The organism is Pseudomonas vlassakiae (assembly GCF_014269035.2).
GTDB lineage: Bacteria > Pseudomonadota > Gammaproteobacteria > Pseudomonadales > Pseudomonadaceae > Aquipseudomonas > Aquipseudomonas vlassakiae.
Genome location: NZ_JABWRP020000012.1, coordinates 72,359 through 95,676, shown reverse-complemented (window position 1 = coordinate 95,676; position 23,318 = coordinate 72,359). Strand labels below are relative to the sequence as shown.

The following is a 23,318-nucleotide window of genomic DNA, read 5'->3' as shown; positions in this document are numbered from 1 at the left end:
TCACCTGCACCGGCCCTTTCGCGGGCTCGCCCGCTCCCACAAGGACCGACCCTCTTTCAAGGACGGTGAGATTCCTGGGGGAGCGGGTTTACCCGCGAAGAGGCCCGTACAGGTTTACTTGGGAACTACGGTCACCCACCACGGCGTATGCCGCTCGATCTTCACCGGTAGCGCCGGCACGAGCGAAGCCAGGGCCAGGTCGGTGTTGGTCAGCGGGAAGCTGCCGGTCACGCGCAGGTCGGCCACTTCATCGGCTACGCCCAGGTGACCGCTGCGGTAGCGGCCCAGCTGTTTCAGCAGGTCGGCCAGGCGCATGTTGTCGACCACCAGCATGCCGCGGGTCCAGGCATCGGCCCCGGCTGGCACCGTGCCTATCTGGCCGAGGCCGTTGGTGTTCATCAGCACTTGCTGGCCTTCGTGCAGGACCAGCTCGTCGCCGCTGTTGTGCGGCATGGCGGCTACCGACGACTGCAAGACTTCAAGGCGCGTGCCATGGTCTTCACGGCGCACCTGGAAGCGCGTGCCCAGCGGGCGCAGGCGGCCATCGTCGGTACGTACCAGTAGCGGCCGAGGATCGTCGTGGCCGGTTTCCACCGAAATTTCGCCTTGATGCAGCACCAGCACGCGCTGGTCGCCGTCGTAGTCGATATCCACGGCGGTGTGGCTATTGAGGCTCAGCAACGTGCCATCGGCCAGACGCAGGGTACGCAGTTCACCGGTGGCGGTGCGCTGGTCAGCGAGCCAGTAACTGGGTGCCAGCGACGATGTGCCGACGCCGGCCAGCAGGGTACCGAGCAGGAACAGACCGGCCAGCCCTCCGCCGGCCTTGCCTATCCGGCGGCGCAGGCTGGCGCGCGATTGCAGCAGGGCCTGGCGAGCCGGGCCGGCAGCGGCGCTGACGCGCTGGTCGAGGGCGCCGAGCTGGCGCCAGGCACGGGCATGTTCTTCGCTGGCGGCATGCCAGCGGATGAATTCGTTGCGCTGGTCAGGCGTGCCGCTGCCATCGTCCAGGCTCATTTTCCAGGCGATGGCGGCTTCCAGCACGCGCGACGAAACCGGTGTGTTGTTCACCTGGGTTCCCCGTACAGGGCCACGTAGCACTGGCGCATGCCCTGGGCGATGTACTGGCGCACGCGCGACACCGAAACGCCCAGGCGTTCGGCGATTTCGGCATGGCCCATGCCATCCAGGCGGTTGTGCAGGAAGGCTGCACGGGCCTTGCTCGACAACTTGCCGAGCAGGCGGTCGATGGCCTTGAGGTCTTCGAGGATCAGCTGCTGGGTTTCCGGGGAGGGCTGTTCCGCTTCGGGCATCAACGCAAGCTCCGCGAGGTAGGCCTGCTCCAGCGCCGCACGGCGGAAGTGGTCGAACATCAGGCCCTTGGCCACGGCGGCAAGGAAGGCGCGCGGTTCGCGCGGGGTGTCCAGATGGTCGCGGCCGAGCAGGCGCACGAAAGTGTCCTGGCTCAGGTCTTCGGCGCGCTGGCGACAGGCCATGTTGCGCTGCAGCCAGGCAAGCAGCCAGCCGCGATGGTCGCGGTACAGCGAGCCGACCAGTTCGGCGTGTGGGCTGTGGGCAGCAGACATGCAGCGTCCCCCGGAACGAATGCATTAACTAACGATAATTATTCGCGATTGTTACAGAGGCGGGGGGTGGGGTGCAATGGACGCTTATCGGATTGCCATCATCAAAGACCGTGGTGATGCGCTTTGCGCCGGCGCCAGCTGGCCAGCCGCTGTTCGAGTTGCAACGGGCTGTCGAGCTGCTGGCGCCGGGCCTGGCTGAACAGGATCAACGCCAGCTCAGCCGTGACTTGCGCATCGGCGCTGGCATGGTGACGCTCATCCACCTGCAGGCCGAAGCGCGCCACCCAGTCGTCCAGCCCGGCTTCGCGCAATACGGTGTCGGGGTTGAGCATCGGCGCCAGTTCCGCCACATCGAGAAAGGGCACCTGCAAGCGGTGGCCCAGGCTTTCTTTCAAGGCCCGGGCAAGCATGCGCTGGTCGAACGGCGCATGGAACGCCAGCACCGGGCTGTCGCCCACGAACTCGAGCAGGTCGAGCAAAGCCTCGGCCGGGTCGCAGCCAGCCGCCAGGGCGCTCGGCCCGAGGCCGTGGATCAGCACGCTGGCGTTGGTTTTCTGCTCAGGGCGGTGCAGGGTGCGTTCGAATTGCTGGGCGAAATCGATGGCCCCGTCTTCGATGGCCACCGCGCCGATCGACAGCACGAGGTCGCGATGGGGGTTCAGGCCACTGGTTTCCAGGTCAAGCACGACCCAGCGCTGCTCGCGCAATGAGCACACCCCCAACGGCCGTGCCTTGGGCAGCCGGGCCAAGCGCTGGCGCAAGGCGTCGTCCAGCAGTGGGGCCGCGGGGCGCAGCCAGGCGAACAGGCTCACAACTGATACCGCAGCGCCAGGCTGCTCTGCAGGCGCTGGGCCTGGCGCAGGGATTCGCGCAGGATGCGCCGGTCCAGATGGTTTAGGCTGTCTGGATCGAGGCGGTTGGAGTAGGGCAGGTTGTCGCGGGTCTGGCGCTGGTGCTGCTGCATGCGGGTTTGCTGGATGAAGTGGTAGGCCTCTTCATAAGCCGCGCCATCGAGCGCTTCGATGACCCCTTTGTCGACCAGCTGACGCAGGCGCTCGAGGGTGTTGCAAGCAGCAATGCCATTGGCCAGGGCCAGCAGCCGGGCACCGTCGACGAAGGGGGTCAGGCCCTGGACCTTGAGGTCTAGTGTGGCGGCCTTGTCATTGCCCTGGCGGGTCAGCACGAATTCGCGCAGGCGGCCCACGGGGGGACGCTGGCGCAGCGCGTTATCGGCCAGCATGCGCTGGAAGATGCGGTTGTCCGCCACCTGCTCCAGCAGCTGCCGACGCAGCTGTTCACAGCCCTGTTCATCGCCCCAGACCACGCGCAGGTCGAAGTAGATGCTCGAACCCAGCAGGTTCTCTGGGCTGGCTTCGCGCACAAAACCGGCAAAGCGCCGTGCCCACTGGGCACGTGACAGGCACAACTCGGGGTTGCCGGCCATGACGTTGCCCTTGCACAGGGTGAAACCGCACTGGGCCAGGCACTGGTTGATGTACTGCGCCAAGGGCAGCAAGCGTGCACGAATGATCTCGGCTTGGGCGTCGTCGGCGGCCTCGAAGAGGATGCCATTGTCCTGGTCGGTATGCAGGGTCTGCTCGCGGCGCCCTTCGCTGCCGAAGCACAGCCAGCTGAACGGCACGCCGGGGTCGCCGCGTTCGGCTATGGCCAGCTCGATCACCCGGCATACCGTGTGATCGTTGAGCAGCGTGATGATCTGGGTGATCTGGGTCGAGGAGGCGCCGTGAGCGAGCATGCGCTCGACCAGTTGGCCGATCTCGCCACGCATTTGTACCAGCGAATCAAGGCGTGGCGCGTGGCGTATGGTGCGCGCCAGGTGCACCAGGTCGACCCGTTGCAACGAAAACAGGTCACGCTCGGAAACCACGCCACACAGCCGCTGGTTTTCCACCAGGCAGACATGGGCGATGTGCCGTTCGGTCATCGCCATGGCGGCATCGAAGGCGCTGGCCTGGGGGCTGAGGTAAAAGGGCCTCGCTGTCATGTGCTGTTCGATCGGTGCAGCGAGCTCGGCATCGGCGGCGGCCACCACCTGGCGCAAGTCGCGAAGGGTGAAGATGCCGATCGGGTAGCGCTGCGGGTCGATCACGACGATGCTGCCCACCTGCTGTTCATGCATCAGCCGCACCGCCTCGCGCAGCGGTGTATCCGGTGCGCAGACCACCGGGTGTCGCATGGCCAGTTCGCCCAGCGGGGTATTCAGCGAGTACTGGGTGCCGAGGGTTTCCACTGCACGTTGGCGTACCTGCTGGTTGACTTGGTCGAGCAGGCTGCTGACACCGCGCAGTGCAAAGTCTCGAAACACATCCGACATCGAGAACACGCGGATGAACGCGGCCTTGTTCAACTGCAGGCAGAAGGTGTCTTCACCCGCCAGGTGTTCGGTGCGCGTGGCACGCTCGCCGAGCAGCGCCGCCAGCGGGAAGCATTCACCGCCAGTGATCTCGAAGGTGGTTTCCACCCCGGGCTTGACCAGGTGCTGGCGCTCGCCGACCACACGGCCTTGCTTGACGATGTAAAAGTGCTCGACGGGGCCATCCGTGGGTTTGATGATGCTTTCGCCGCTGGCATAGAAGCGCAACTGGCATTGTTCCACCAGAAAGGCCAGGTGGCTCTGCTCCATCTGGTTGAACGGCGGGAAACGCTGCAGGAACTGCAGGGTACCCTGGATGTTCTGTAGTACTGCCGTTCTACCCGCCTGACTGTAGGCGTCCTTTTTGCTCATGACACTGACCGTATCGCTACGCCGAACTATATATATCTATATATAGGTGCCGGCCTTGTTGTTCTCGGCTCCCATGGTCGGCTGGCAGCGGGGTGGTGCCCATTGGACGTAAGTCTAGTGAACCATGGCTGTCAAAGCGCCGACGAAAGGTGAGCCGGGTTACGTAGCTTTCGTGGTCATAACCCTTGAGCGGTTTTTTTTTGACGAGATGAACATGGCCGAGCATGACGACATTCTGAGTGACGCCGAACGCGAGGCCCTGGCCGTGCTCAGTGCGCCCCTTGCGCAAAGCCCGGTGGTGTTGATCGTCGATGACGACCCGGTCAACAGTGATGCGCTGAAGTGGTACCTGAAAAGCCGGGGTATCGAATGCATGACCGCTGACGGCGTAGAGGAAGCGATGTTCAAGCTGCATTACGAGCCGCGCATTGCGCTGTTGATCACCGACCTGCGGATGCAGCCCTGCAATGGCCTAGACCTGATACGGCAGATCCGCGAATCGGAACGGGCAGCATTGTCGATCATCGTGGTGTCGGGCGACACCGATGTGGAGGAGGCGGTGGACGTGATGCACCTGGGGGTGGTGGATTTTCTGCTGAAGCCGGTGGATCTGGAGAAACTGCTGGGGTTGGTGAAGAAAGAACTGAAGATCGGCTAGTACTGGCCCGGGGCGGCCAAGCAGCCCCGGGCGCAGGTGTTACTTACAGCCCGTTACGCGCCTTGAACTCGCGACGGCGGCGGTGCAGCACTGGCTCGGTGTAGCCGTTCGGCTGCCTGGCACCTTCGATGACCAGCTCGATCGCCGCCTGGAACGCGATGTTGTCGTCGAAATTCGGCGCCATCGGGCGGTACAGGGCGTCACCGGCGTTCTGCTTGTCGACCACTGCAGCCATGCGCTTGAGGCTTTCCAGCACCTGCTCCTGGCTGACCACGCCATGGCGCAGCCAGTTGGCCAGCAGCTGGGCCGAGATGCGCAGGGTGGCGCGGTCTTCCATCAGGCCGACATCGTTGATGTCCGGAACCTTCGAGCAACCCACACCCTGGTCGATCCAGCGCACGACATAGCCGAGGATGCCCTGGGCGTTGTTGTCCAGCTCGTTGCGGATCTCTTCAGCCGACCAGTTGGTGTCGGCCGCCAGCGGGATGGTCAGGATGTCGTCGACCGAAGCCGGGGTGCGCGAAGCCAGCTCGCGCTGACGGGCCTGCACGTCGACCTTGTGGTAATGCAGGGCGTGCAGGGTGGCGGCGGTTGGCGACGGTACCCAGGCGGTGTTGGCGCCGGCCAGTGGGTGAGCGATCTTCTGCTCGAGCATGGCGGCCATCAGGTCAGGCATGGCCCACATGCCCTTGCCGATCTGCGCACGGCCTTGCAGGCCAGTGGCCAGGCCGACGTCGACGTTGTTGTTCTCGTAGGCGCCGATCCACTTCTCGTTCTTCATGGCGCCCTTGCGCACCACTGCGCCGGCTTCCATCGAGGTGTGGATTTCGTCACCGGTACGGTCGAGGAAGCCGGTGTTGATGAACACCACGCGCTCGGCGGCCGCCTTGATGCAGGACTTCAGGTTGACCGTGGTACGGCGTTCCTCGTCCATGATGCCGACCTTCACGGTGTTGCGCTTCATGCCCAGCAGGTCTTCGACGCGGCTGAAGATCTCGGCGGCGAAGGCGACTTCTTCCGGGCCGTGCATCTTCGGCTTGACGATGTACACGCTGCCGGTGCGGGTGTTCTTGCGGCTGGTGTTGCCGTTGAGGTTGTGCAGGGCGATCAGGTTGGTGAACAGGCCGTCCTGGATGCCTTCAGGGATTTCGTTGCCCTGGGCATCGAGGATCGCCGGGTTGGTCATCAGGTGACCGACGTTACGCACGAACATCAGCGAACGGCCGTGCAGGGTTACGCTGCCGCCGTTGGGCGCGGCGTATTCGCGGTCCGGGTTCATGGTGCGGGTGAAGGTCTTGCCACCTTTGCTCACGCTTTCGGCCAGGTCGCCTTTCATCAGGCCCAGCCAGTTGCGGTAGACGATGACCTTGTCGTCGGCATCCACGGCGGCGACCGAGTCTTCGCAGTCCATGATGGTGGTCAGTGCCGATTCCATCAGGATGTCTTTGACGCCGGCGGCATCGGTGCTGCCGACTGGCGTACTGGCGTCGACCTGGATTTCGAAGTGCAGGCCGTTGTGCTTGAGCAGCACAGCGGTCGGTGCCTTGGCGTCGCCATGGAAGCCGATCAGTTGGGCATCATCACGCAGGCCGCTGTTGCTGCCGCCTTTGAGGGTGACGACCAGCTTGCCACCTTCAATGCGGTAGCCGGTGGAGTCGACGTGCGAACCGGCAGCCAGTGGCGCGGCTTCGTCGAGGAAGGCGCGGGCGAAGGCAATGACCTTGTCGCCGCGGCGCTTGTTGTAACCCTGGCCTTTCTCGGCGCCGCCTTCATCGCTGATGGCGTCGGTGCCGTACAGGGCATCGTACAGCGAACCCCAACGGGCGTTGGCGGCGTTCAGGGCGAAGCGGGCGTTCATCACCGGAACGACCAGCTGTGGGCCGGCCATGTGGGCGATCTCTTCGTCCACGTTCTGGGTGGTGGCCTGGAAATCGTCGGCTTGTGGCAGCAGGTAGCCGATTTCCTGGAGGAATGCTTTGTAGGCTACGGCGTCGTGCGCCTGGCCTTGGCGTGCCTGGTGCCAGGCGTCGATCTTGGCTTGCAGCTCGTCGCGCTTGGCGAGCAGGGCTTTGTTCTTTGGAGCGAGGTCATTGATGATCTTCTCTGCACCGGCCCAGAACTGCTCGGCGACGATGCCGGTCCCCGGAATGGCTTCGTTGTTGACGAAGTCGTACAGGACCTTGGCGACCTGAAGGCCACCGACTTGAACGTATCCAGTCATTGCTTGCCTCACTCTGCTCAGCTATTTCGCTCTTCTGTATTAAGCCTGTAGCGCTTCTCTAAACACGTTCCAGTGCTTGCCCTCGTCGGATGGCACGAGCGCGGCTGGGTGCGGCCTGCCAGACGGGCTGGCAGACAGTGTGCGTATTTTCACAGGCGCCTTGGCAGACATCCAAACGACGTTTTGTAGTCCGCGCCACGGGATACTACATGAAGCAGTAGACGAGGCAAAATCAGACTAAAAGCGCCGTTATGCGACCGGTTGGTCGCGTATGGTCACGCTGGGAGAACGTATGTTCGCAAAAAACGGGTGGATTGTTCCAGATAAATCTTGAAACAGTACACGATTTGTCATGCCGATTGCCCTGCGGCAGGTTGCCGCGCCTTGCCTATACTGAGTCGATCCCCCGTATTTACGCCGCCTTGGGGCGGCCCGACACCGAGGAAGGGCCTGTGGATCATCTTGTACTGACCGTGATTGCCCCGGACAAGGCCGGCCAGGTCGAGCGCATTGCCCAGTGCATCGCCGACCATAACGGCAACTGGCTGGAGAGCCGCATGTCGCGGATGGCCGGGCAGTTCGCCGGGATCCTGCGGGTGGCGGTACCGGCGGAAAACTACGACGAACTGGTGAAGTCGTTGCAGGCGCTGGGTCAATACGACATTCGCGTGCTCATTGCCGAGAGCGGCATCGAACCGTCATGTACCTGGAAACCGATCGCCATGGAACTGGTAGGCAATGACCGCCCGGGCATCGTGCGCGATATCACCCGCCTGCTGGCGGACCAGGGGGTGAACCTGGAGCGCTTCACCACTGAAGTGCGGCCAGCGCCGATGAGCAGTGAGCCGTTGTTCCATGCCGACGCGCTGTTGGCGCTGCCGTTGACCCTGTCGCTGGATGAGCTGCAACAGAAGCTGGAGAGCCTGGCGGACGACCTGATGGTGGAGTTGAAGTTACGGCCGGAAGAGTGATCGGGTTATCCCGATTTCACGGGGACGGCCCTGTGGATAAGCTGGGGGCGCAGCTCTCCAGCCCAGGAACGGCAAGGCTTTCCGAGGTTTGATCAAAAAACGTACATAAATCAGCCGCTTGTGCACAAAGCGCGGGGACGAGGGTGTGGATAACCTTTGGAGATGTTGCTGCAGGCCACGAGCGGCGTGGCCTGCACAATTTTGATCGTTTTTTGATCAGGCGCGCTTGCGCAGGTTCAGCCAGGCGTCGACGCTGTACACCGCCAACCCCGCCCAGATGAAGATGAACGCTAGCAAGCTGCTCGACGACAGCTGCTCATCGAACAGCAGCACCGCTTGCAGCAGCACCAAGGTCGGCGCCAGGTACTGGAGAAAGCCCAGGGTGGTATAGGGCAAATGCCGCGCTGCCGCGTTGAAGCACACCAGCGGCACCAGCGTCACCGGCCCTGCCGCCATCAGCCACAGCGCCTCGCTGCTGGCGTAAAAGTCAGCTTGTGCGCTCATCGCTGTCGGATGCAACAGCAACCAGCCCAGTGCCAGCGGTACCAGCATCCAGGTTTCCACTACCAGGCCGGGCAGCGCCGCCACCGGTGCCTGTTTGCGAATCAGGCCGTAGAAGCCAAAGCTCAGCGCCAGCGCCAGCGACACCCATGGCAGGCTGCCGACTTGCCAGACCTGCTGCGCTACGCCCACCGCCGCCATGGCCACCGCCAGCCATTGCAGGCGGCGCAGGCGCTCGCCGAGCAGCAGCATGCCCAGCAGCACATTGATCAAGGGGTTGATGTAGTAACCCAGGCTGGCTTCGAGCATGCGACCGTTGTTCACCGACCAGACATAGGTCAGCCAGTTGGCGGCGATCAATGTCCCGCTCAGGGCCAGGATGGCCAGCCGGCGCGGGTTATCACGCAGCTCGCGCCACCAGCCGGGGTGCTTCCACACCAGCAGCAGCAATGAACCGAACAGGGCCGACCAGAGCACCCGGTGGACGATGATCTCCACCGCCGGAACGCTCTGGATAGCTTTGAAGTACAGCGGGAACAAGCCCCAGATGATGTAGGCACCTAGGCCCAGGAGGTACCCGCGGCGCGGGTTTGCAGCGTGCATGGAGAGTCCTTGCTCAGTAAAGCGACGCCTATTGTAGACAGAGGCGCGCGCGCTTCTAGAACAATTTCAGCGGTTGTTCATCCAGTGCCGCCAATTGCTCGCGCAAGGCGAGGATCTGGTCCCCCCAGTAACGCGGCTGGCCGAACCACGGAAAGCTCGGCGGGAACGCCGGGTCGTCCCAGCGCCGCGCCAGCCAGGCGCTGTAATACAGCTGGCGCAGGGCACGCAGCGGTTCGATGAGGGCCAGTTCGCGCGGGTCGAAATCGTGGAACTCGTTGTAGCCGTCGATCAGTTCGGCCAACTGCCCAAGGCGTTCCTCACGGCTGCCGGCGAGCATCATCCACAGGTCCTGCACCGCGGGGCCCATGCGGCAGTCGTCCAGGTCGACCACGTGATACACCTCATCGCGGTGCATCAGGTTGCCGGGGTGCAGGTCGCCATGCAGGCGGATGACCTGATGCGGGGTGCGGGCAAAGACATCCTCGACCCGCTTGAGCAGATCCCGGGCCACGGACTCGAAAGCCGGCAGCAAGTCCCTGGGGACAAAACCACCGTCGAGCAGGGTGTTCAGCGAGGCATGGCCGAAGTTGTCCACAGCCAGCGCTTCGCGGTGTGCGAACGGGCGCGCAGCCCCTACCGCGTGCAGGCGGCCAAGCAACTGGCCGAGGCGGTAGAGCTGGTCGAGGTTGCCGGGTTCCGGTGCATGGCCGCCTCGGCGCGGGAACAGCGTGAAGCGGAAGCCCTTGTGCTCGAACAGGGTCTGGCCGTGGTGTTGCAACGGCGCGACCACGGGCACTTCGCAGGCGGCCAGTTCGGCGGTGAACTGGTGCTCTTCGAGAATCGCCGCATCGCTCCAGCGCCCGGGGCGGTAGAACTTGGCGATCAACGGTTGCGAATCCTCGATGCCCACCTGATAGACGCGATTCTCATAGCTGTTCAGCGCCAGGACCCTGGCATCGCTGAGAAAGCCCAGGCTTTCCACGGCGTCCAGGACCAGGTCGGGGGTGAGGGTGTCGAAGGGGTGGGACATGGTGGCTCCGGGGGTGGGCGGCATGCTGGCATGGTAACCCATTCCAAGGCCTGCCCAGATGTTGCCGGTACTGGCCCTTTCGCGGGTAAACCCGATCCCACAGGATGTGTACAACACTTGAACAGGATGCAGTACCTGCGAAGAGGCCGGCGCAGGTTAAACCGGTACCCCAAGCAACACATGGGAAGGATGAAACTGTACGCGTACCTGGCATCCTTCACTGACCGACTGCTCGGCCAGCCAATCCGCTTCGGCAAAGGCACACAACGTCTGCCCATTGCCCAGCGCCAACCGCACCTCGCTGTCCCCCTGCGCATCCGCCAGCACCGCTTCGACGGTGGCGTTCAGCACATTGCTACCCGCATCCGCCTCATCCCCTGCTGCCAGCAACTGCACCCACCCGGCCTTGAGCAGCGCCACCACCGTGGTCCCCAATGTCAGCTCCAGCCGCGCCGTGCTGTCAGGGGTAATCAGTGCATCGATCTCCAGCCCGCCGCCCAATGCCAGGCTGACCCGATCATGCCGGCCCTCCCTGCGCAAACCGCTGACCTGACCCTGCAGCTGGTTGCGTGCACTGGTGCGCAACATCAGGCGCCCGAGCAGATCCAGGTCGCTGGACTCTTCCGCTGCGTCGAGAATCTGTGCCTGCAGTGCCTGCACCTTCTGATACAGGCGCAGCACCCGCTCGCCTTCCATGGACAGCCTTGCGCCGCCACCGCCACGCCCGCCCGTGCTGCGCTCGACCAAGGGCTTGCTGGCCAGGTTGTTGAGTTCATCGATCGCATCCCAGGCAGCCTTGTAGCTGATGCCGGCAGCCTTGGCCGCGCGGGTGATCGAGCCTTGTTCGGCAATGTGCTGGAGCAGGCTGATGCGCTGCGGACGGCGTGCAATATGCTGGGTGAGGAGGGCGGGCAGGGACATGGGGCGGCCTATCGGGTGATGACCCGTCAAGCTTGCCCCGGTTTTGCCGTGCGTGCCAGGCAATACACATCGATCCTGCGCGCACCTGCCAGGTGCAACAGCTGCGCAATGGCCTGCGCGGTGGCTCCGGTGGTCATCACATCATCGATCACGGCAACGTGGCGGCCCTTGATTGCTGCCTCGCTGCACAGCGCGAACGCCTGGCGCAAATTACGCCGGCGAGCACGGGCGTCCAGGCTCTGCTGTGCCGGTGTTTCACGCGTGCGCAGCAACAGACGTTCATCACATTCGATCGCCAGTGCCCTGGACAGCCAGCGCCCGAGCATGCCGGCCTGGTTGAAGCCGCGCTCGCGCAGCCGGCGCCGGGCCAGCGGTACAGGCAACAACAGGTCTGGCCTGGGCAGGCCTTCCTGATAGCGATGGTGCATGTGGAGGCCCAGCAGTTCGGCCATCAGGCGCCCCAGCGGCCATTGGCTGTTGTGCTTGAAGCGGCTGATCAGCGTGTCCAGTGGGAACCCATAGTGCCAGGGCGCTATGACCTGCTGAAAAGCTGGCGGGCGGCGACTGCACTGGGCGCAGATCAGGCCGGCCATCGGCAATGGCAGGGCACAGCGCAGGCAATACTCATCGAGCCAGGGCAGTTCCTGCTCGCAGGCGGCGCACAACGGGTAATGCTGTTCGGCAAGTTCGCCGCATAGCAAACAGATATGATTAATATTTGTACAGTTGTAAACCAGTGCTTTTAACCAAGGTTGACAGTTCATAGGCCATCCATGAGTATGCGAGCTATCCGTGATGCGCTGGCGGGCACTTGTACCTCGGCGCCAGTTACAGCCTAAACAAGGAAACGCCGATGAGCGCCAGCACAACTGCAACAACACGTCACGATTGGTCCCTGCCTGAAGTCAAGGCACTGTTCCAGCAGCCTTTCAATGACCTGCTGTTCCAGGCGCAGACCGTGCACCGCGCGCATTTCGACCCCAACCGCGTACAGGTTTCGACGCTGCTGTCGATCAAGACCGGTGCCTGTCCGGAGGATTGCAAATATTGTCCGCAGTCCGGCCACTACAACACCGGGCTGGAAAAACAAAAGCTGATGGAAGTGCAGAAGGTGCTCGAGGAAGCGGCTCGCGCCAAAGCCATCGGCTCCACCCGCTTCTGCATGGGCGCGGCCTGGAAGCACCCGTCGGCCAAGGACATGCCCTACGTGCTGGAGATGGTCAAAGGCGTGAAGGCCATGGGCCTGGAAACCTGCATGACCCTCGGCAAGCTCGACCAGGATCAGACCCTGGCCCTGGCCCAGGCCGGCCTGGACTACTACAACCACAACCTCGACACCTCGCCTGAGTTCTACGGCAGCATCATCACTACCCGTACCTACAGCGAGCGCCTGCAGACCCTGGCCTACGTGCGCGATGCCGGGATGAAGATCTGCTCTGGCGGCATCCTCGGTATGGGCGAGTCGCTGGACGACCGCGCCGGCCTGCTGATCCAGCTGGCCAACCTGCCCGAGCACCCGGAATCGGTGCCGATCAACATGCTGGTCAAGGTCGCCGGTACCCCGCTGGCCGATGAAGAGGATGTAGACCCGTTCGACTTCATCCGCATGCTGGCAGTGGCTCGGATTCTCATGCCGAAGTCCCACGTGCGCCTGTCCGCCGGCCGCGAGCAGATGAACGAGCAGATGCAGGCCCTGGCCTTCATGGCGGGCGCCAACTCGATCTTCTACGGCGAGAAACTGCTGACCACCGCCAACCCACAGGCCGACAAAGACATGCAGCTGTTCGCTCGCCTGGGTATCCAGCCTGAAGCCCGCGAAGAGCATGCCGACGAAGTGCACCAGGCGGCCATCGAACAGGCCTTGGTCGAGCAACGCAGCAGTGAGCTGTTCTACGACGCCGCGTCTGCCTGAGATGGCTTTCGACCTGGCGGCGCGCCTGGCCGAACGGCGTGCCGCAGACCTGTATCGGCAGCGGCCATTGCTGGAAAGCCCGCAGGGGCCGGAAGTGGTGGTCGATGGCCAACGCCTGCTGGCCTTCTGCAGCAATGACTACCTGGGGCTGGCCAACCACCCTGAAGTGATCGCCGCCTGGCAAGCGGGCGCCGAGCGCTGGGGTGTCGGCGGTGGCGCCTCGCACCTGGTGATCGGCCATAGTTCGCCGCACCATGCTGTCGAAGAGGCGCTGGCCGAACTGACCGGTCGCCCACGGGCGCTGCTGTTTTCTACGGGCTACATGGCCAACCTGGGCGCCATCACCGCGCTGGTGGGGCAGGGCGACAGCGTATTGCAGGACCGCCTGAACCACGCGTCGCTGCTCGACGGTGGATTGCTCAGTGGCGCCCGGTTCAGCCGCTACCTGCACAACGACGCTGCCAGCCTGGCCAACCGCCTGGACAAGGCAACTGGAAACACGTTGGTGGTCACCGACGGTGTTTTCAGCATGGATGGCGACCTCGCCGATCTGCCGGCCCTGGCCACTGTGGCCCGCGCCCGCGGCGCCTGGCTGATGGTCGACGATGCCCATGGCCTGGGTACGCTGGGTGAGCAGGGCGGCGGAATCGTCGAGCACTTCGGTTTAGGCATCGATGACGTACCTGTGCTGATCGGCACGCTGGGCAAGGCCTGCGGCACGGCTGGCGCTTTCATCGCAGGCAGTGAAGAGCTGATCGAAGCCTTGGTGCAGTTCGCCCGGCCCTACATCTACACCACCAGTCAGCCGCCAGCGCTGGCCTGCGCCACGCTCAAGAGCCTGGAACTGCTGCGCCGTGAAACCTGGCGCCGCGAGCACCTGGCTGCGCTGATCCGCCAGTTCCGCCAGGGAGCTTCGCAAATTGGCCTGCAACTGATGGACAGCCCGACGCCGATCCAGCCGATCTTGATCGGCGACAGTGCCCAGGCCCTCAAGCTGTCGCGCATGCTGCGTGACCGCGGCCTGCTGGTGACCGCCATTCGCCCGCCAACGGTGCCTGCTGGCAGTGCCCGCCTGCGGGTCACCCTGAGCGCGGCGCACAGCGAGGCGCAGGTGCAGCTATTGTTGAATGCATTGGCCGAGTGTTATCCACAGCTGGAGGCCGCCGATGCGTAACCGTTTGATCCTTTTTCCCGGTTGGGGGCTGGGCACTGCTGCCCTCGAGCCGCTCGCCGCCAGCCTGCGGGCCCAGGACGCACGCCTGCAGGTCGAATTGATGCCCCTGCCGGAACTGCCTGATGCCGACGTGCAAGCCTGGGTGGACTACCTTGATCGCAAGGTGCCCAGCGACACCTGGCTGGGTGGCTGGTCGCTCGGCGGCATGCTCGCCAGCGAACTGGCGCGCAAGCGTGGCGACCACTGCTGCGGCCTGCTGACGTTGGGCAGCAACCCCAGTTTCGTGGCCCGCGCTGATTGGCCCCATGGCATGGCCGAGGATACCTTCGGCACCTTTCTCGATGGTTGCCGCAGCCACACGTCGGTGACCCTCAAGCGTTTCCGCACCCTGTGCAGCGACGGTGCCTTGCAACCTCGCACGCTGCTGCGCCAATTGGGTATCGGTGTGCCGGACACCGATCCGCTGTACCTGGCCACCGGCCTTGAAGTGTTGGCCAAACTCGATACCCGTGAGGCCCTGCAGGCCTATGGCGGCCCGCAATTGCACCTGTTCGCCGGCAGCGATGCGCTGGTGCCGGCCGAGGTGGCCAAAGCGCTGAGCGAGCTGCTGCCCGATGTGGAAGTCGGCCTGGTCGAAGACAGTTCCCACGCCTTCCTGCTGGAGTATCCACAGGAGCTGGCGGCGGGCATCAAGAGTTTCCTGCATGAGAGTGGCGATGACTGACCTTTCCCGTCCAACCCTGCCCGGCGCGTTGCCGGACAAACGCCAGGTGGCCGCCTCGTTCTCCCGGGCGGCAGCCAGCTACGACAGTGTTGCGGCCCTGCAGCGTGCGGTGGGCATGAGCCTGCTGGAGCAGTTGCCGGAGGACGTGGCACCGACGCGCTGGCTGGACCTTGGCAGTGGCACGGGGCATTTCAGCCGGGTACTGGGCGAGCGTTTTGCCCAGGCCAGCGGCGTAGCTGTGGATATAGCCGAAGGCATGTTGTGCCACGCGCGTGGCGAACCGGGCGGGGCGCATTACCATGTGGCTGGCGATGCCGAGCGCCTGCCGCTGCGTGACGCCTGTGTCGACCTGGTGTTCACCAGCCTCGCGGTACAGTGGTGCGGTCAGTTCGCCAGTGTGCTGGATGAGGCACGGCGAGTATTGCGCCCGGGCGGGGTGCTGGCATTCAGCAGCCTGTGCGTCGGCACGCTCGATGAGTTGCGCGCCAGCTGGCAGGCCGTGGATGGCATGGTGCATGTCAATCGCTTCAGAAGGTTTGAAGACTACCAGCGCCTGTGTGCAGCCAGTGGCCTCACCGAGGTCAGCTTGCGGCGCCAGGCCCATGTGCTGCACTACCCCGATGTGCGCAGCCTGACCCATGAACTCAAGGCGCTCGGTGCGCACAACCTCAACCCCGGGCGGCCTTCCGGCCTGACCGGCCGTGCGCGTATGCAAGGCCTGTTGCAGGCTTACGAAGCGTTTCGCCAGCCTCAGGGGCTGCCCGCCACCTATCAGGTGGTCTATGGTGTGTTGCGCAAGCCACAGGCATGAGAGGAGCAGCATGAGCCAGGCCTATTTCATTGCCGGGACCGACACCGATGTCGGCAAGACCACCATCGCCGCCGGGCTGCTGCATGCGGCCCGCTTGCAGGGGTTGAGCACCTTGGGCGCGAAGCCGGTGGCTTCGGGTTGCTCGATGACGCCCAAAGGCCTGCGCAACAGTGACGCCCAGGCGTTGATCGACGAAAGCTCGATCAAGCTTGCCTACGAGGAGGTCAACCCGTTTGCCTTCGAGCCGGCCATTGCCCCGCATGTGGCGGCCCGGGAAGCGAATGTCGCGTTGGAAGTCACTGTGCTGGCAAAGGCCATGCGCCATGTGCTGGGGCAGGGCGCAGACTTCACTTTGATCGAAGGTGCAGGCGGCTGGCGCGTGCCATTGTCCAACCATGCCAACCTCTCTGACCTGGCGATTGCCCTGAAACTGCCGGTGATTCTGGTGGTTGGGGTGCGCCTGGGCTGCATTAACCACGCGCTGCTCAGTGCCGAGGCAATTGCCCGCGACGGGCTGCAACTGGCAGGCTGGGTGGCGAATATCATCGAACCGCGGACCTCGCGGCTGGAAGAAAACCTCGCCAGCCTGGCGGAGCGACTACCTGCCCCGTGCCTGGGGCGGGTGCCGAAGCTCAAGCAGGCTACTGCGGATGCGGTGGCAGAGCATTTGCAGCTCGACTTGCTGGATTGAATGTGGCCGGATATGCCCTTGGCCTATCAAGTGGCACTGAGCCATTAGGGATTTAAACGGGCCTTTTCGCGCCTGGCCTGCTTTAATTGCCCTTGTTCATATCCAGCGTCATTGGAGTTCTGACATGGAAATCACCGGCAGCACCGCGTATTACGCGGGCCTCAATGCCATCTACAACGGCCAGAACCGGGTCGATCAGGCCGCCGGCGAGATCGCCAATGCCTCGGTCGAGCGTGCCGCCACCAGCCAGTCCAGCGACTTTCAGGCCGAGCGCCTGCGTGGGGTCGACCGCAGCCAGCAAATGGACCTGGCAACCAGCACCGTGCAATTGGCCCTGGGCAAGACCGAGGTCGAACTAGGTGCAAAGGTGGCCAAGGCTTCCGACGAAATGCTCGGGCGGTTCATCGATACCTACGCCTGATTTCAGCTTCCCTGCAAAACCCTGTGGGAGCGGGTTTACCCGCGAATGCGCCTGTCCGGACACCCCTGTTGTCCCGGCTGGCCCTTTCGCGGGTAAACCCGCTCCCACAGTCGTTTCTGCCTGAGATTTCAGGCGATGGCATAAACGCCATCTTTCGCGGCGTAAATGGCACCATAGTCCCTTCTTGACATCGGGCTGTCCTAAACGTAAGTTTCAAACAACTGTTTGACCCAAAGCCGCCAAGAGCTGGTCGGTATCAGCGGTCCCCTACCGAACTCATCACAGAGGTTCATCGCAATGCCTGATTACAAAGCCCCCTTGCGTGATATTCGTTTCGTCCGCGACGAGCTGCTCGGCTACGAGGCGCACTATCAGAGCCTGCCGGGTTGCCAGGACGCAACGCCTGACATGGTCAACGCGATCCTGGAAGAAGGCGCGAAGTTCTGTGAGCAGGTGCTGTCGCCACTGAACCGTATCGGTGATCAGGAAGGCTGTACCTGGAGCGAGTCGGGCGTGAAGACGCCGACCGGTTTCAAGGAAGCCTACCAGCAGTTCGTCGAAGGTGGCTGGCCGAGCCTGGCGCATGACGTCGAGCACGGTGGCCAGGGGCTGCCGGAGTCGCTGGGCCTGGCCCTGAGCGAAATGGTCGGGGGTTCGAACTGGTCCTGGGGCATGTATCCAGGCCTGTCCCACGGCGCGATGAACACCATCTCCGCCCACGGCACCGCTGAGCAGCAGCACACCTACCTGACCAAGCTGGTGTCCGGCGAGTGGACCGGCACCATGTGCCTGACCGAGCCACACTGCGGTACCGACCTGGGCATGCTGCGCACCAAGGCTGAGCCACAGGCTGATGGCAGCTACAAGGTCTCCGGCACCAAGATCTTCATTTCGGCCGGTGAACACGACATGGCCGACAACATCGTCCACATCGTGCTGGCTCGTCTGCCAGATGCGCCGGCGGGTACCAAAGGCATTTCGCTGTTCATCGTGCCGAAGTTCCTGCCCAACGCCGAAGGCGGCGTGGGTGAGCGCAACGGCGTGAGCTGTGGCTCGATCGAACACAAGATGGGTATCCACGGCAACGCTACCTGCGTGATGAACTTCGACGGTGCCACTGGCTACCTGATCGGCCCGGCCAACAAAGGCCTGAACTGCATGTTCACCTTCATGAACACCGCACGCCTGGGTACCGCGCTGCAAGGCCTGGCGCATGCCGAAGTGGCGTTCCAGGGTGGCCTGAAATACGCCCGTGAGCGCCTGCAGATGCGCTCCCTGACCGGCCCGAAAGCGCCGGACAAGGCCGCTGACCCGATCATCGTCCACCCCGACGTGCGTCGCATGCTGCTGACCATGAAGGCCTTCGCTGAAGGTAACCGTGCGATGGTGTACTTCACTGCCAAGCAGGTGGACATCGTCAAGTACAGCCAGGACGAGGAAGAGCGCAAGAAGGCCGATGCCCTGCTGGCCTTCCTGACCCCGATCGCCAAGGCGTTCATGACCGAAGTCGGCTTCGAGGCCGCCAACCATGGCGTGCAGATCTACGGCGGCCACGGCTTCATCGCCGAGTGGGGCATGGAGCAGAACGTGCGCGACAGCCGCATCTCCATGCTGTACGAGGGCACCACCGGTATCCAGGCCCTTGACCTGCTGGGCCGCAAGGTGCTGATGACCCAGGGCGAAGCGCTCAAGGGCTTCACCAAGATCGTGCACAAGTTCTGCCAGGCGCAGGAGGGTAATGACGCGGTCAAGGAGTTCGTCGAGCCATTGGCTGCGCTGAACAAGGAGTGGGGCGAGCTGACCATGAAAGTGGGCATGGCCGCGATGAAGGACCGCGAGGAAGTCGGCGCCGCGTCGGTGGATTACCTGATGTACTCCGGTTACGCGTGCCTGGCCTACTTCTGGGCAGACATCGCTCGCCTGGCGGCGGAAAAACTGGCTGCCGGCACCAGCGAAGAAGCCTTCTACACTGCCAAGCTGCAGACTGCGCGCTTCTACTTCCAGCGCATCCTGCCGCGTACCCGTACTCACGTCGCCAGCATGCTGTCGGGCGCCAACAACCTGATGGACATGAAGGAAGAAGACTTCTCTCTGGGTTACTAAACCCGGTTGAGTTACTGAAGAAAACGCCGCTCCTGCCGAGCGGCGTTTTTTTGTTTTATTTTTATCTTCACGTGTCCGGGCTGTTCTTACACTTCCAAATTGCAATCGCTGGCGCAGCGCAACTTTTCGACAGGCGCAGGCTTATTGTTCTGTGAATTATGGTTGGGTCGAATTCGGCCCATTCTTTAATTTCATCCCCTGTTCACTACAAGTAGCAAATACATTGCCAGATGCTGTCTGGTCGCCTTTCCAGCGTCCGGTCCCTTGTGTGCCGGGGCTTTCGTCATTTCTGTGAACGGTTCGTGAATATGGTTTGGGGAATGCTACCCACTATTGGGGCTGTTTTACACCAGAACTGAGGAAGTTTGAATTTCAGTATTTCTTGGTATTGCCGACAAAATAAACTGGTCTAAAAAACCATTGAATGTTTCGTGTCGAAATACTTTGTTACAGCTATGGTGGCATTAAGCGCACTTCGTTGCGCGAACCAACAGCCTGAAAAACCTGAGCCGTCGGGAAGTCCATCATGGTCGACTATCTGATTAACGTGCGAGTCCCCCGCCTGGCCTGTGCGATAGCGATGACATTCGCCGCCAGCCTTCCTTTGACCAGCGTTCGGGCTGCGGACCCGGCCGGGACCGTTCCGGTCGTCCCGGATGTGCCCAGCCTGCAGTCACTGCGGGGCATGACGCCGCCGGATCCCTCCGGTACCGAAGGTGGCCGCAAAGTCGACCTGATGTCCGATTACGTGATCAATCGCGGGGCGGTGGTGCTGTTGGGCAAGGCGCTGTTCTGGGACATGGCGATCGGCAGTGACGGCGCCACCGCCTGCGCTTCATGCCACTACCACGCCGGTGTCGATCACCGGGTCACCAACCAGATCAACCCCGGCCAGGCCAATACCAATGCCAACGTCGCGTCGATCTTCAACAAGCCGTTCACGGCAGGCGACATTCCGGGTGACGTGCCGAGTTACACCACCCGCTCCGGTGGCAAGGGCGGCCCGAACTACACGTTGAAAAAGGGTGACTTCCCGACCCACGTACTGGCCAATCCTCTGGACCGCAACTCGGCGATTGTCTATTCGAGCGATGACGTCATCGGCTCGCAAGGTGTGTTCGACGCCAACTTTGTCAAACCCCGCCAGTCGCGCTTCGACAAGTGCACCCAGCAGCCGGATGGCATTTTCCAGGTGGGTGGCATCAACGTGCGGCGCGCCACCGGGCGCAATGCACCGTCGGTGATCAACGCGGCATTCAACGTGCGCAACTTCTGGGATGGCCGGGCCAACAACGTCTTCAACGGCTTCTCGCCGTTCGGTAACCGCGACCCTGACGCCGGGATCTTCGTGACCAAGGATGCCAGTGGCGCGGCGGTCAAGGTACGCCTGGCTCTCAAGGATGCCTCGGCCGCTTCGCAAGCCGTCGGGCCTCCCGGCAGCGCGGTGGAAATGTCTTGTGGTGGGCGTACTTTCGCCGACATTGGCCGGCGGATGCTCGACACCATGATGCTCAAGGGGCAAAAGATTTCGCCCACCGACTCGGTACTCGGCCCCGTCTCCAGTGCCCGTCGGCCAACCTATCGCGAACTGATCAAGAACGCCTTCCAGCCTCGCCTGTGGAACGCCACGCAGCCGGTCCTGCTGGGCAGCGAGCCCTATACCCAGATGGAGGCGAACTTCCCGCTGTTCTTCGGGCTGGCGATCCAGATGTACGAATCCACGCTGATCTCTGACCAGGCGCCACTGGATGCCTACCTGCAGGGCGACCACACCGCCATGAATGCCCAGCAGGTGCAAGGCATGAACCTGTTCCTGGGCAAGGGCAAGTGCGTCAGCTGCCATGGTGGGGCGGAGTTGACCAACGCGGGCAGCAGGCTGCTGTTCCAGCCGCATGAGCGCGTCGAGCGCATGGTCATGGCTGACGGCCTGACCACACTCTATGACAATGGGTTCTACAACACCGGTGTGCGCCCCACTTCCGAGGACCTGGCATTGGGGGGCTCGGACGCCTGGGGTAATCCTTTGTCCTTCACCCGTGAGTACAACAGCCAACTGCAAGGCGGGAATGTTCCCGACCCACTGGAGGTCGATGTGTGCACCTTCGAAGTGCCACTGAGCGCAGCAGTCCCCTGCGACCCGACGCTCAAGCCCAGTGTCGGTTTCCGCGACGCGGTCGATGGCGCCTTCAAGACCCCGACCCTGCGCAACATCGCCTTGACCGGGCCGTACTTCCACAACGGCAGCCGGGCAACGCTGCAGCAGGTCATGGAGTTCTACAACCGCGGCGGCGACCGGCGCGGCGAAGACGCCAGCAACACCAGCGGCTTCGAGCACCCGGCAGTCAACCAGCACAACGGCTCCAACCTTGATCCGGACATGACCCCGCTGAACCTGACGGCGGATGAGGTGGATGCACTGGTCAAGTTCATGGAAGTCGGCCTGACCGATCCGCGCGTGGCTTGGGAGCGGGCGCCGTTCGATCATCCGTCCCTAGTGCTGCCGCAGGGTGAGAAGGGCGATGAAAACTCGGTCGGGCAAAAACCGGCCAGTCCACAGATCACCTCTCGGCAAGCACAAGACGCCGAGTTCCAGCTCAATGCCGTCGGTGCCGCAGGTCGCTCCACTGCGCAGGGGCCGTTGCTGCCCTTCAACAACGACCTGTAACGCTGTTCCCCTTTGCATCACTGGCGTCCGCTGGAGGCCAGTGATGCTTTTTTTCAGCAACCGGTAAAGATCCCGTTACAAGAAAACCTCAAGCGCTCCACCCTCGCTGCCGTTAACCCACCGGTGTATTCATCTATTCACGTGTGCTGCCGATGAACTAGAGGCACAATGCTATTATTGATCTGCCGGGTCGGAGATTGCCCTTGTTTCGTCTAAACGCTGTTCGCGCGAGCCATTTCCTGCCTTCGCTGTTTTTGCTGCTGGCTGGGCTCGCGGCGGCTTATGTAAGAGACCTCAGTGTCTTCTTCACATCCCTGTTCAATGTTCTTCCCACCTTGGTCCTGCTGCTGGGGGGCGCCTACTGCGCCGTGTATCGCCGCCAGCGTGAACTGTTCCTGATGGTGACGGTGTACATCGCTTATTTCCTGCTCGACACGCAGACCGATTTCTACCGTGACAATGGCCGCGTGCGCGAGGACGCAGCCGTGATCTTCCACCTGGTGTGCCTGTTGCTGCCTGCCCTGTACGGCCTGTTCGGCGCCTGGCAGGAACGCACTCACCTGGCCCAGGACCTGTTGGCCCGCTTCGCCGTGCTGTTCGCCGTTGGCAGCGTGGCCGTGGCCTTGGAGCAGAGCTTCCCGCAGGCGCTGCTGGCGTGGTTGGCGGAGATCCGCTGGCCCTCGCTGCATGGCCAGTGGATGAGCCTGATCCAGATGGTCTACCCGGTATTCCTGGTGGTGTTCGTCCTGCTGGTCGTGCAATACCTGCGCGAGCCCCGGCCGTTGCATGCGGCACAGCTGATCGGCCTGGTCGGTATTTTCTGGATGCTGCCCAAGACCTTCATCCTTCCGTTTACCCTGAACATCATGTGCAGCCAGGTGATGCTCATGATTGCCGCTGCGGTATCGCACGAGGCCTACCAGATGGCCTTCCGTGACGAACTTACCGGGTTGCCGGGGCGCCGTGCGCTGAACGAGCGCATGCAACGCCTGGGTCGCAACTACGTGATCGCGATGACCGACGTCGACCACTTCAAGAAATTCAACGATACCCACGGCCACGATGTCGGTGACCAAGTGCTGCGGCTGGTCGCCAGCCGGTTGTCCAAGGTGACCGGTGGGGGCCGCGCCTATCGCTACGGGGGCGAAGAATTTGCCCTGGTGTTCGCCGGCAAGACGGCAGAGGAGTGCGTGCCGCACGTCGAAGCAGTGCGCGAGATGATTGCCAACTACACCATGCACCTGCGTGACCAGAACAGCCGCCCGCAGGACGATTCCACCGGGCGTCAGCGCCGCAGTGGCAGCGCGGGCGGCACGGTTTCGGTGACCATCAGCATCGGTGTCGCCGAACGCTTGGTCGATCATCGCAACCCGGAAGAGGTGCTCAAGTCCGCCGACCAGGCGCTCTACAGTGCCAAGGGGGCGGGACGTAACTGTGTCATGGTCTATGGTCAACAATCCCAGCGTGGCGCCGTGCGGATGGCGTGACCGAAATAGACCGTGCGGTCGCGTGATGACCCTATGTCTCGCAAAAGTTGTTCGGTTACACTGGATTCAACCCCGGGGTTGTTTTTTACGAAC

General features: G+C 63.0%; 20 protein-coding genes. 11 read left to right on the top strand and 9 right to left on the bottom strand.

The features are described 5' to 3' along the window. Positions 1 to 114 precede the first annotated feature (114 nt). The 4 genes from HU738_RS16720 to HU738_RS16705 all read right to left on the bottom strand — a co-directional run bounded on the left by HU738_RS16720 (position 115) and on the right by HU738_RS16705 (position 4,332). The gene (locus HU738_RS16720) at positions 115 to 1,071 is read right to left on the bottom strand and encodes a FecR domain-containing protein (RefSeq protein ID WP_186602880.1); all 957 of its coding nucleotides are present in this window, start codon (positions 1,069 to 1,071) and stop codon (positions 115 to 117) included. Next, positions 1,068 to 1,586 carry an RNA polymerase sigma factor gene (locus tag HU738_RS16715; RefSeq protein ID WP_186602881.1) on the bottom strand — a complete coding sequence of 173 codons (519 nt, stop codon included), beginning with the start codon at positions 1,584 to 1,586 and terminating at the stop codon, positions 1,068 to 1,070. Before HU738_RS16715 ends, HU738_RS16720 begins: the two co-directional genes overlap by 4 nt. A 101-nt stretch (positions 1,587 to 1,687) precedes the next feature. Further along, the gene (locus tag HU738_RS16710; RefSeq protein WP_186602882.1) at positions 1,688 to 2,398 is read right to left on the bottom strand and encodes a 3'-5' exonuclease; all 711 of its coding nucleotides are present in this window, start codon (positions 2,396 to 2,398) and stop codon (positions 1,688 to 1,690) included. Beyond that, on the bottom strand, positions 2,395 to 4,332 hold the full coding sequence (locus HU738_RS16705; RefSeq protein ID WP_186602883.1) for a putative nucleotidyltransferase substrate binding domain-containing protein: 1,938 nt from the start codon (positions 4,330 to 4,332) through the stop codon (positions 2,395 to 2,397). Before HU738_RS16705 ends, HU738_RS16710 begins: the two co-directional genes overlap by 4 nt. Before the next feature lie 214 nt (positions 4,333 to 4,546). Here HU738_RS16705 and HU738_RS16700 point away from each other — a divergent pair, with 214 nt between their 5' ends. Next, positions 4,547 to 4,990 carry a response regulator gene (locus HU738_RS16700; protein ID WP_225923480.1) on the top strand — a complete coding sequence of 148 codons (444 nt, stop codon included), beginning with the start codon at positions 4,547 to 4,549 and terminating at the stop codon, positions 4,988 to 4,990. Between the two features lie 43 nt (positions 4,991 to 5,033). Here the strand turns inward: HU738_RS16700 and HU738_RS16695 are convergent, their stop codons facing one another. After that, complete coding sequence (locus tag HU738_RS16695) at positions 5,034 to 7,211, bottom strand: malate synthase G (protein WP_186602885.1); 2,178 nt, start codon at positions 7,209 to 7,211, stop codon at positions 5,034 to 5,036. A gap of 452 nt (positions 7,212 to 7,663) precedes the next feature. On the opposite strand from HU738_RS16695, the gene HU738_RS16690 reads away from it, so the two are divergent. Further along, a complete protein-coding gene (locus HU738_RS16690) occupies positions 7,664 to 8,182 on the top strand; it encodes a glycine cleavage system transcriptional repressor (RefSeq protein ID WP_176506795.1) in 519 nt (172 codons plus the stop codon). Positions 8,183 to 8,398: 216 nt separating this feature from the next. On the opposite strand, the gene rarD is transcribed toward HU738_RS16690, so the two are convergent. From rarD to HU738_RS16670, 4 genes are all read right to left on the bottom strand, one after another. Continuing rightward, positions 8,399 to 9,286: an EamA family transporter RarD gene (gene rarD / locus HU738_RS16685; RefSeq protein ID WP_176506794.1), complete on the bottom strand. Its 888-nt coding sequence runs from the start codon at positions 9,284 to 9,286 to the stop codon at positions 8,399 to 8,401. A 55-nt stretch (positions 9,287 to 9,341) separates the two neighbouring features. Continuing rightward, positions 9,342 to 10,316 carry a serine/threonine protein kinase gene (locus HU738_RS16680; RefSeq protein ID WP_186602886.1) on the bottom strand — a complete coding sequence of 325 codons (975 nt, stop codon included), beginning with the start codon at positions 10,314 to 10,316 and terminating at the stop codon, positions 9,342 to 9,344. A 156-nt stretch (positions 10,317 to 10,472) separates the two neighbouring features. After that, positions 10,473 to 11,237, bottom strand: a complete 765-nt coding sequence (locus HU738_RS16675; protein WP_186602887.1) for a TOBE domain-containing protein — start codon at positions 11,235 to 11,237, stop codon at positions 10,473 to 10,475. Between the two features lie 26 nt (positions 11,238 to 11,263). Further along, positions 11,264 to 12,001 carry a ComFC family protein gene (locus HU738_RS16670; RefSeq protein ID WP_186602888.1) on the bottom strand — a complete coding sequence of 246 codons (738 nt, stop codon included), beginning with the start codon at positions 11,999 to 12,001 and terminating at the stop codon, positions 11,264 to 11,266. Positions 12,002 to 12,090: 89 nt separating this feature from the next. On the opposite strand from HU738_RS16670, the gene bioB reads away from it, so the two are divergent. The 9 genes from bioB to HU738_RS16625 all read left to right on the top strand — a co-directional run bounded on the left by bioB (position 12,091) and on the right by HU738_RS16625 (position 23,225). Further along, the gene (gene bioB / locus HU738_RS16665) at positions 12,091 to 13,149 is read left to right on the top strand and encodes a biotin synthase BioB (protein WP_054885252.1); all 1,059 of its coding nucleotides are present in this window, start codon (positions 12,091 to 12,093) and stop codon (positions 13,147 to 13,149) included. A gap of 1 nt (position 13,150) precedes the next feature. Beyond that, entirely contained in the window at positions 13,151 to 14,323 is a 1,173-nt protein-coding gene (gene bioF, locus HU738_RS16660) for an 8-amino-7-oxononanoate synthase (RefSeq protein ID WP_186602928.1), read from the top strand. Beyond that, positions 14,316 to 15,047 carry an alpha/beta fold hydrolase gene (locus HU738_RS16655; RefSeq protein ID WP_186602889.1) on the top strand — a complete coding sequence of 244 codons (732 nt, stop codon included), beginning with the start codon at positions 14,316 to 14,318 and terminating at the stop codon, positions 15,045 to 15,047. The genes bioF and HU738_RS16655 overlap by 8 nt, the downstream gene beginning before the upstream one ends. Next, positions 15,040 to 15,858 carry a malonyl-ACP O-methyltransferase BioC gene (gene bioC, locus HU738_RS16650; RefSeq protein WP_186602890.1) on the top strand — a complete coding sequence of 273 codons (819 nt, stop codon included), beginning with the start codon at positions 15,040 to 15,042 and terminating at the stop codon, positions 15,856 to 15,858. Before HU738_RS16655 ends, bioC begins: the two co-directional genes overlap by 8 nt. 10 nt (positions 15,859 to 15,868) lie before the next feature. After that, positions 15,869 to 16,549 (top strand): dethiobiotin synthase, encoded by a 681-nt coding sequence (gene bioD / locus HU738_RS16645; protein ID WP_186602891.1) that lies wholly within the window; start codon positions 15,869 to 15,871, stop codon positions 16,547 to 16,549. 124 nt (positions 16,550 to 16,673) lie between these two features. After that, positions 16,674 to 16,970 (top strand): hypothetical protein, encoded by a 297-nt coding sequence (locus HU738_RS16640; protein ID WP_054885247.1) that lies wholly within the window; start codon positions 16,674 to 16,676, stop codon positions 16,968 to 16,970. 297 nt (positions 16,971 to 17,267) lie between these two features. Continuing rightward, positions 17,268 to 19,073 carry a phenylacyl-CoA dehydrogenase gene (locus tag HU738_RS16635; protein WP_176506055.1) on the top strand — a complete coding sequence of 602 codons (1,806 nt, stop codon included), beginning with the start codon at positions 17,268 to 17,270 and terminating at the stop codon, positions 19,071 to 19,073. A 580-nt stretch (positions 19,074 to 19,653) separates the two neighbouring features. Next, positions 19,654 to 21,738, top strand: a complete 2,085-nt coding sequence (locus HU738_RS16630; RefSeq protein ID WP_437182032.1) for a cytochrome-c peroxidase — start codon at positions 19,654 to 19,656, stop codon at positions 21,736 to 21,738. 203 nt (positions 21,739 to 21,941) lie between these two features. Next, positions 21,942 to 23,225: a GGDEF domain-containing protein gene (locus HU738_RS16625; protein ID WP_176506057.1), complete on the top strand. Its 1,284-nt coding sequence runs from the start codon at positions 21,942 to 21,944 to the stop codon at positions 23,223 to 23,225. Positions 23,226 to 23,318 lie beyond the last annotated feature (93 nt).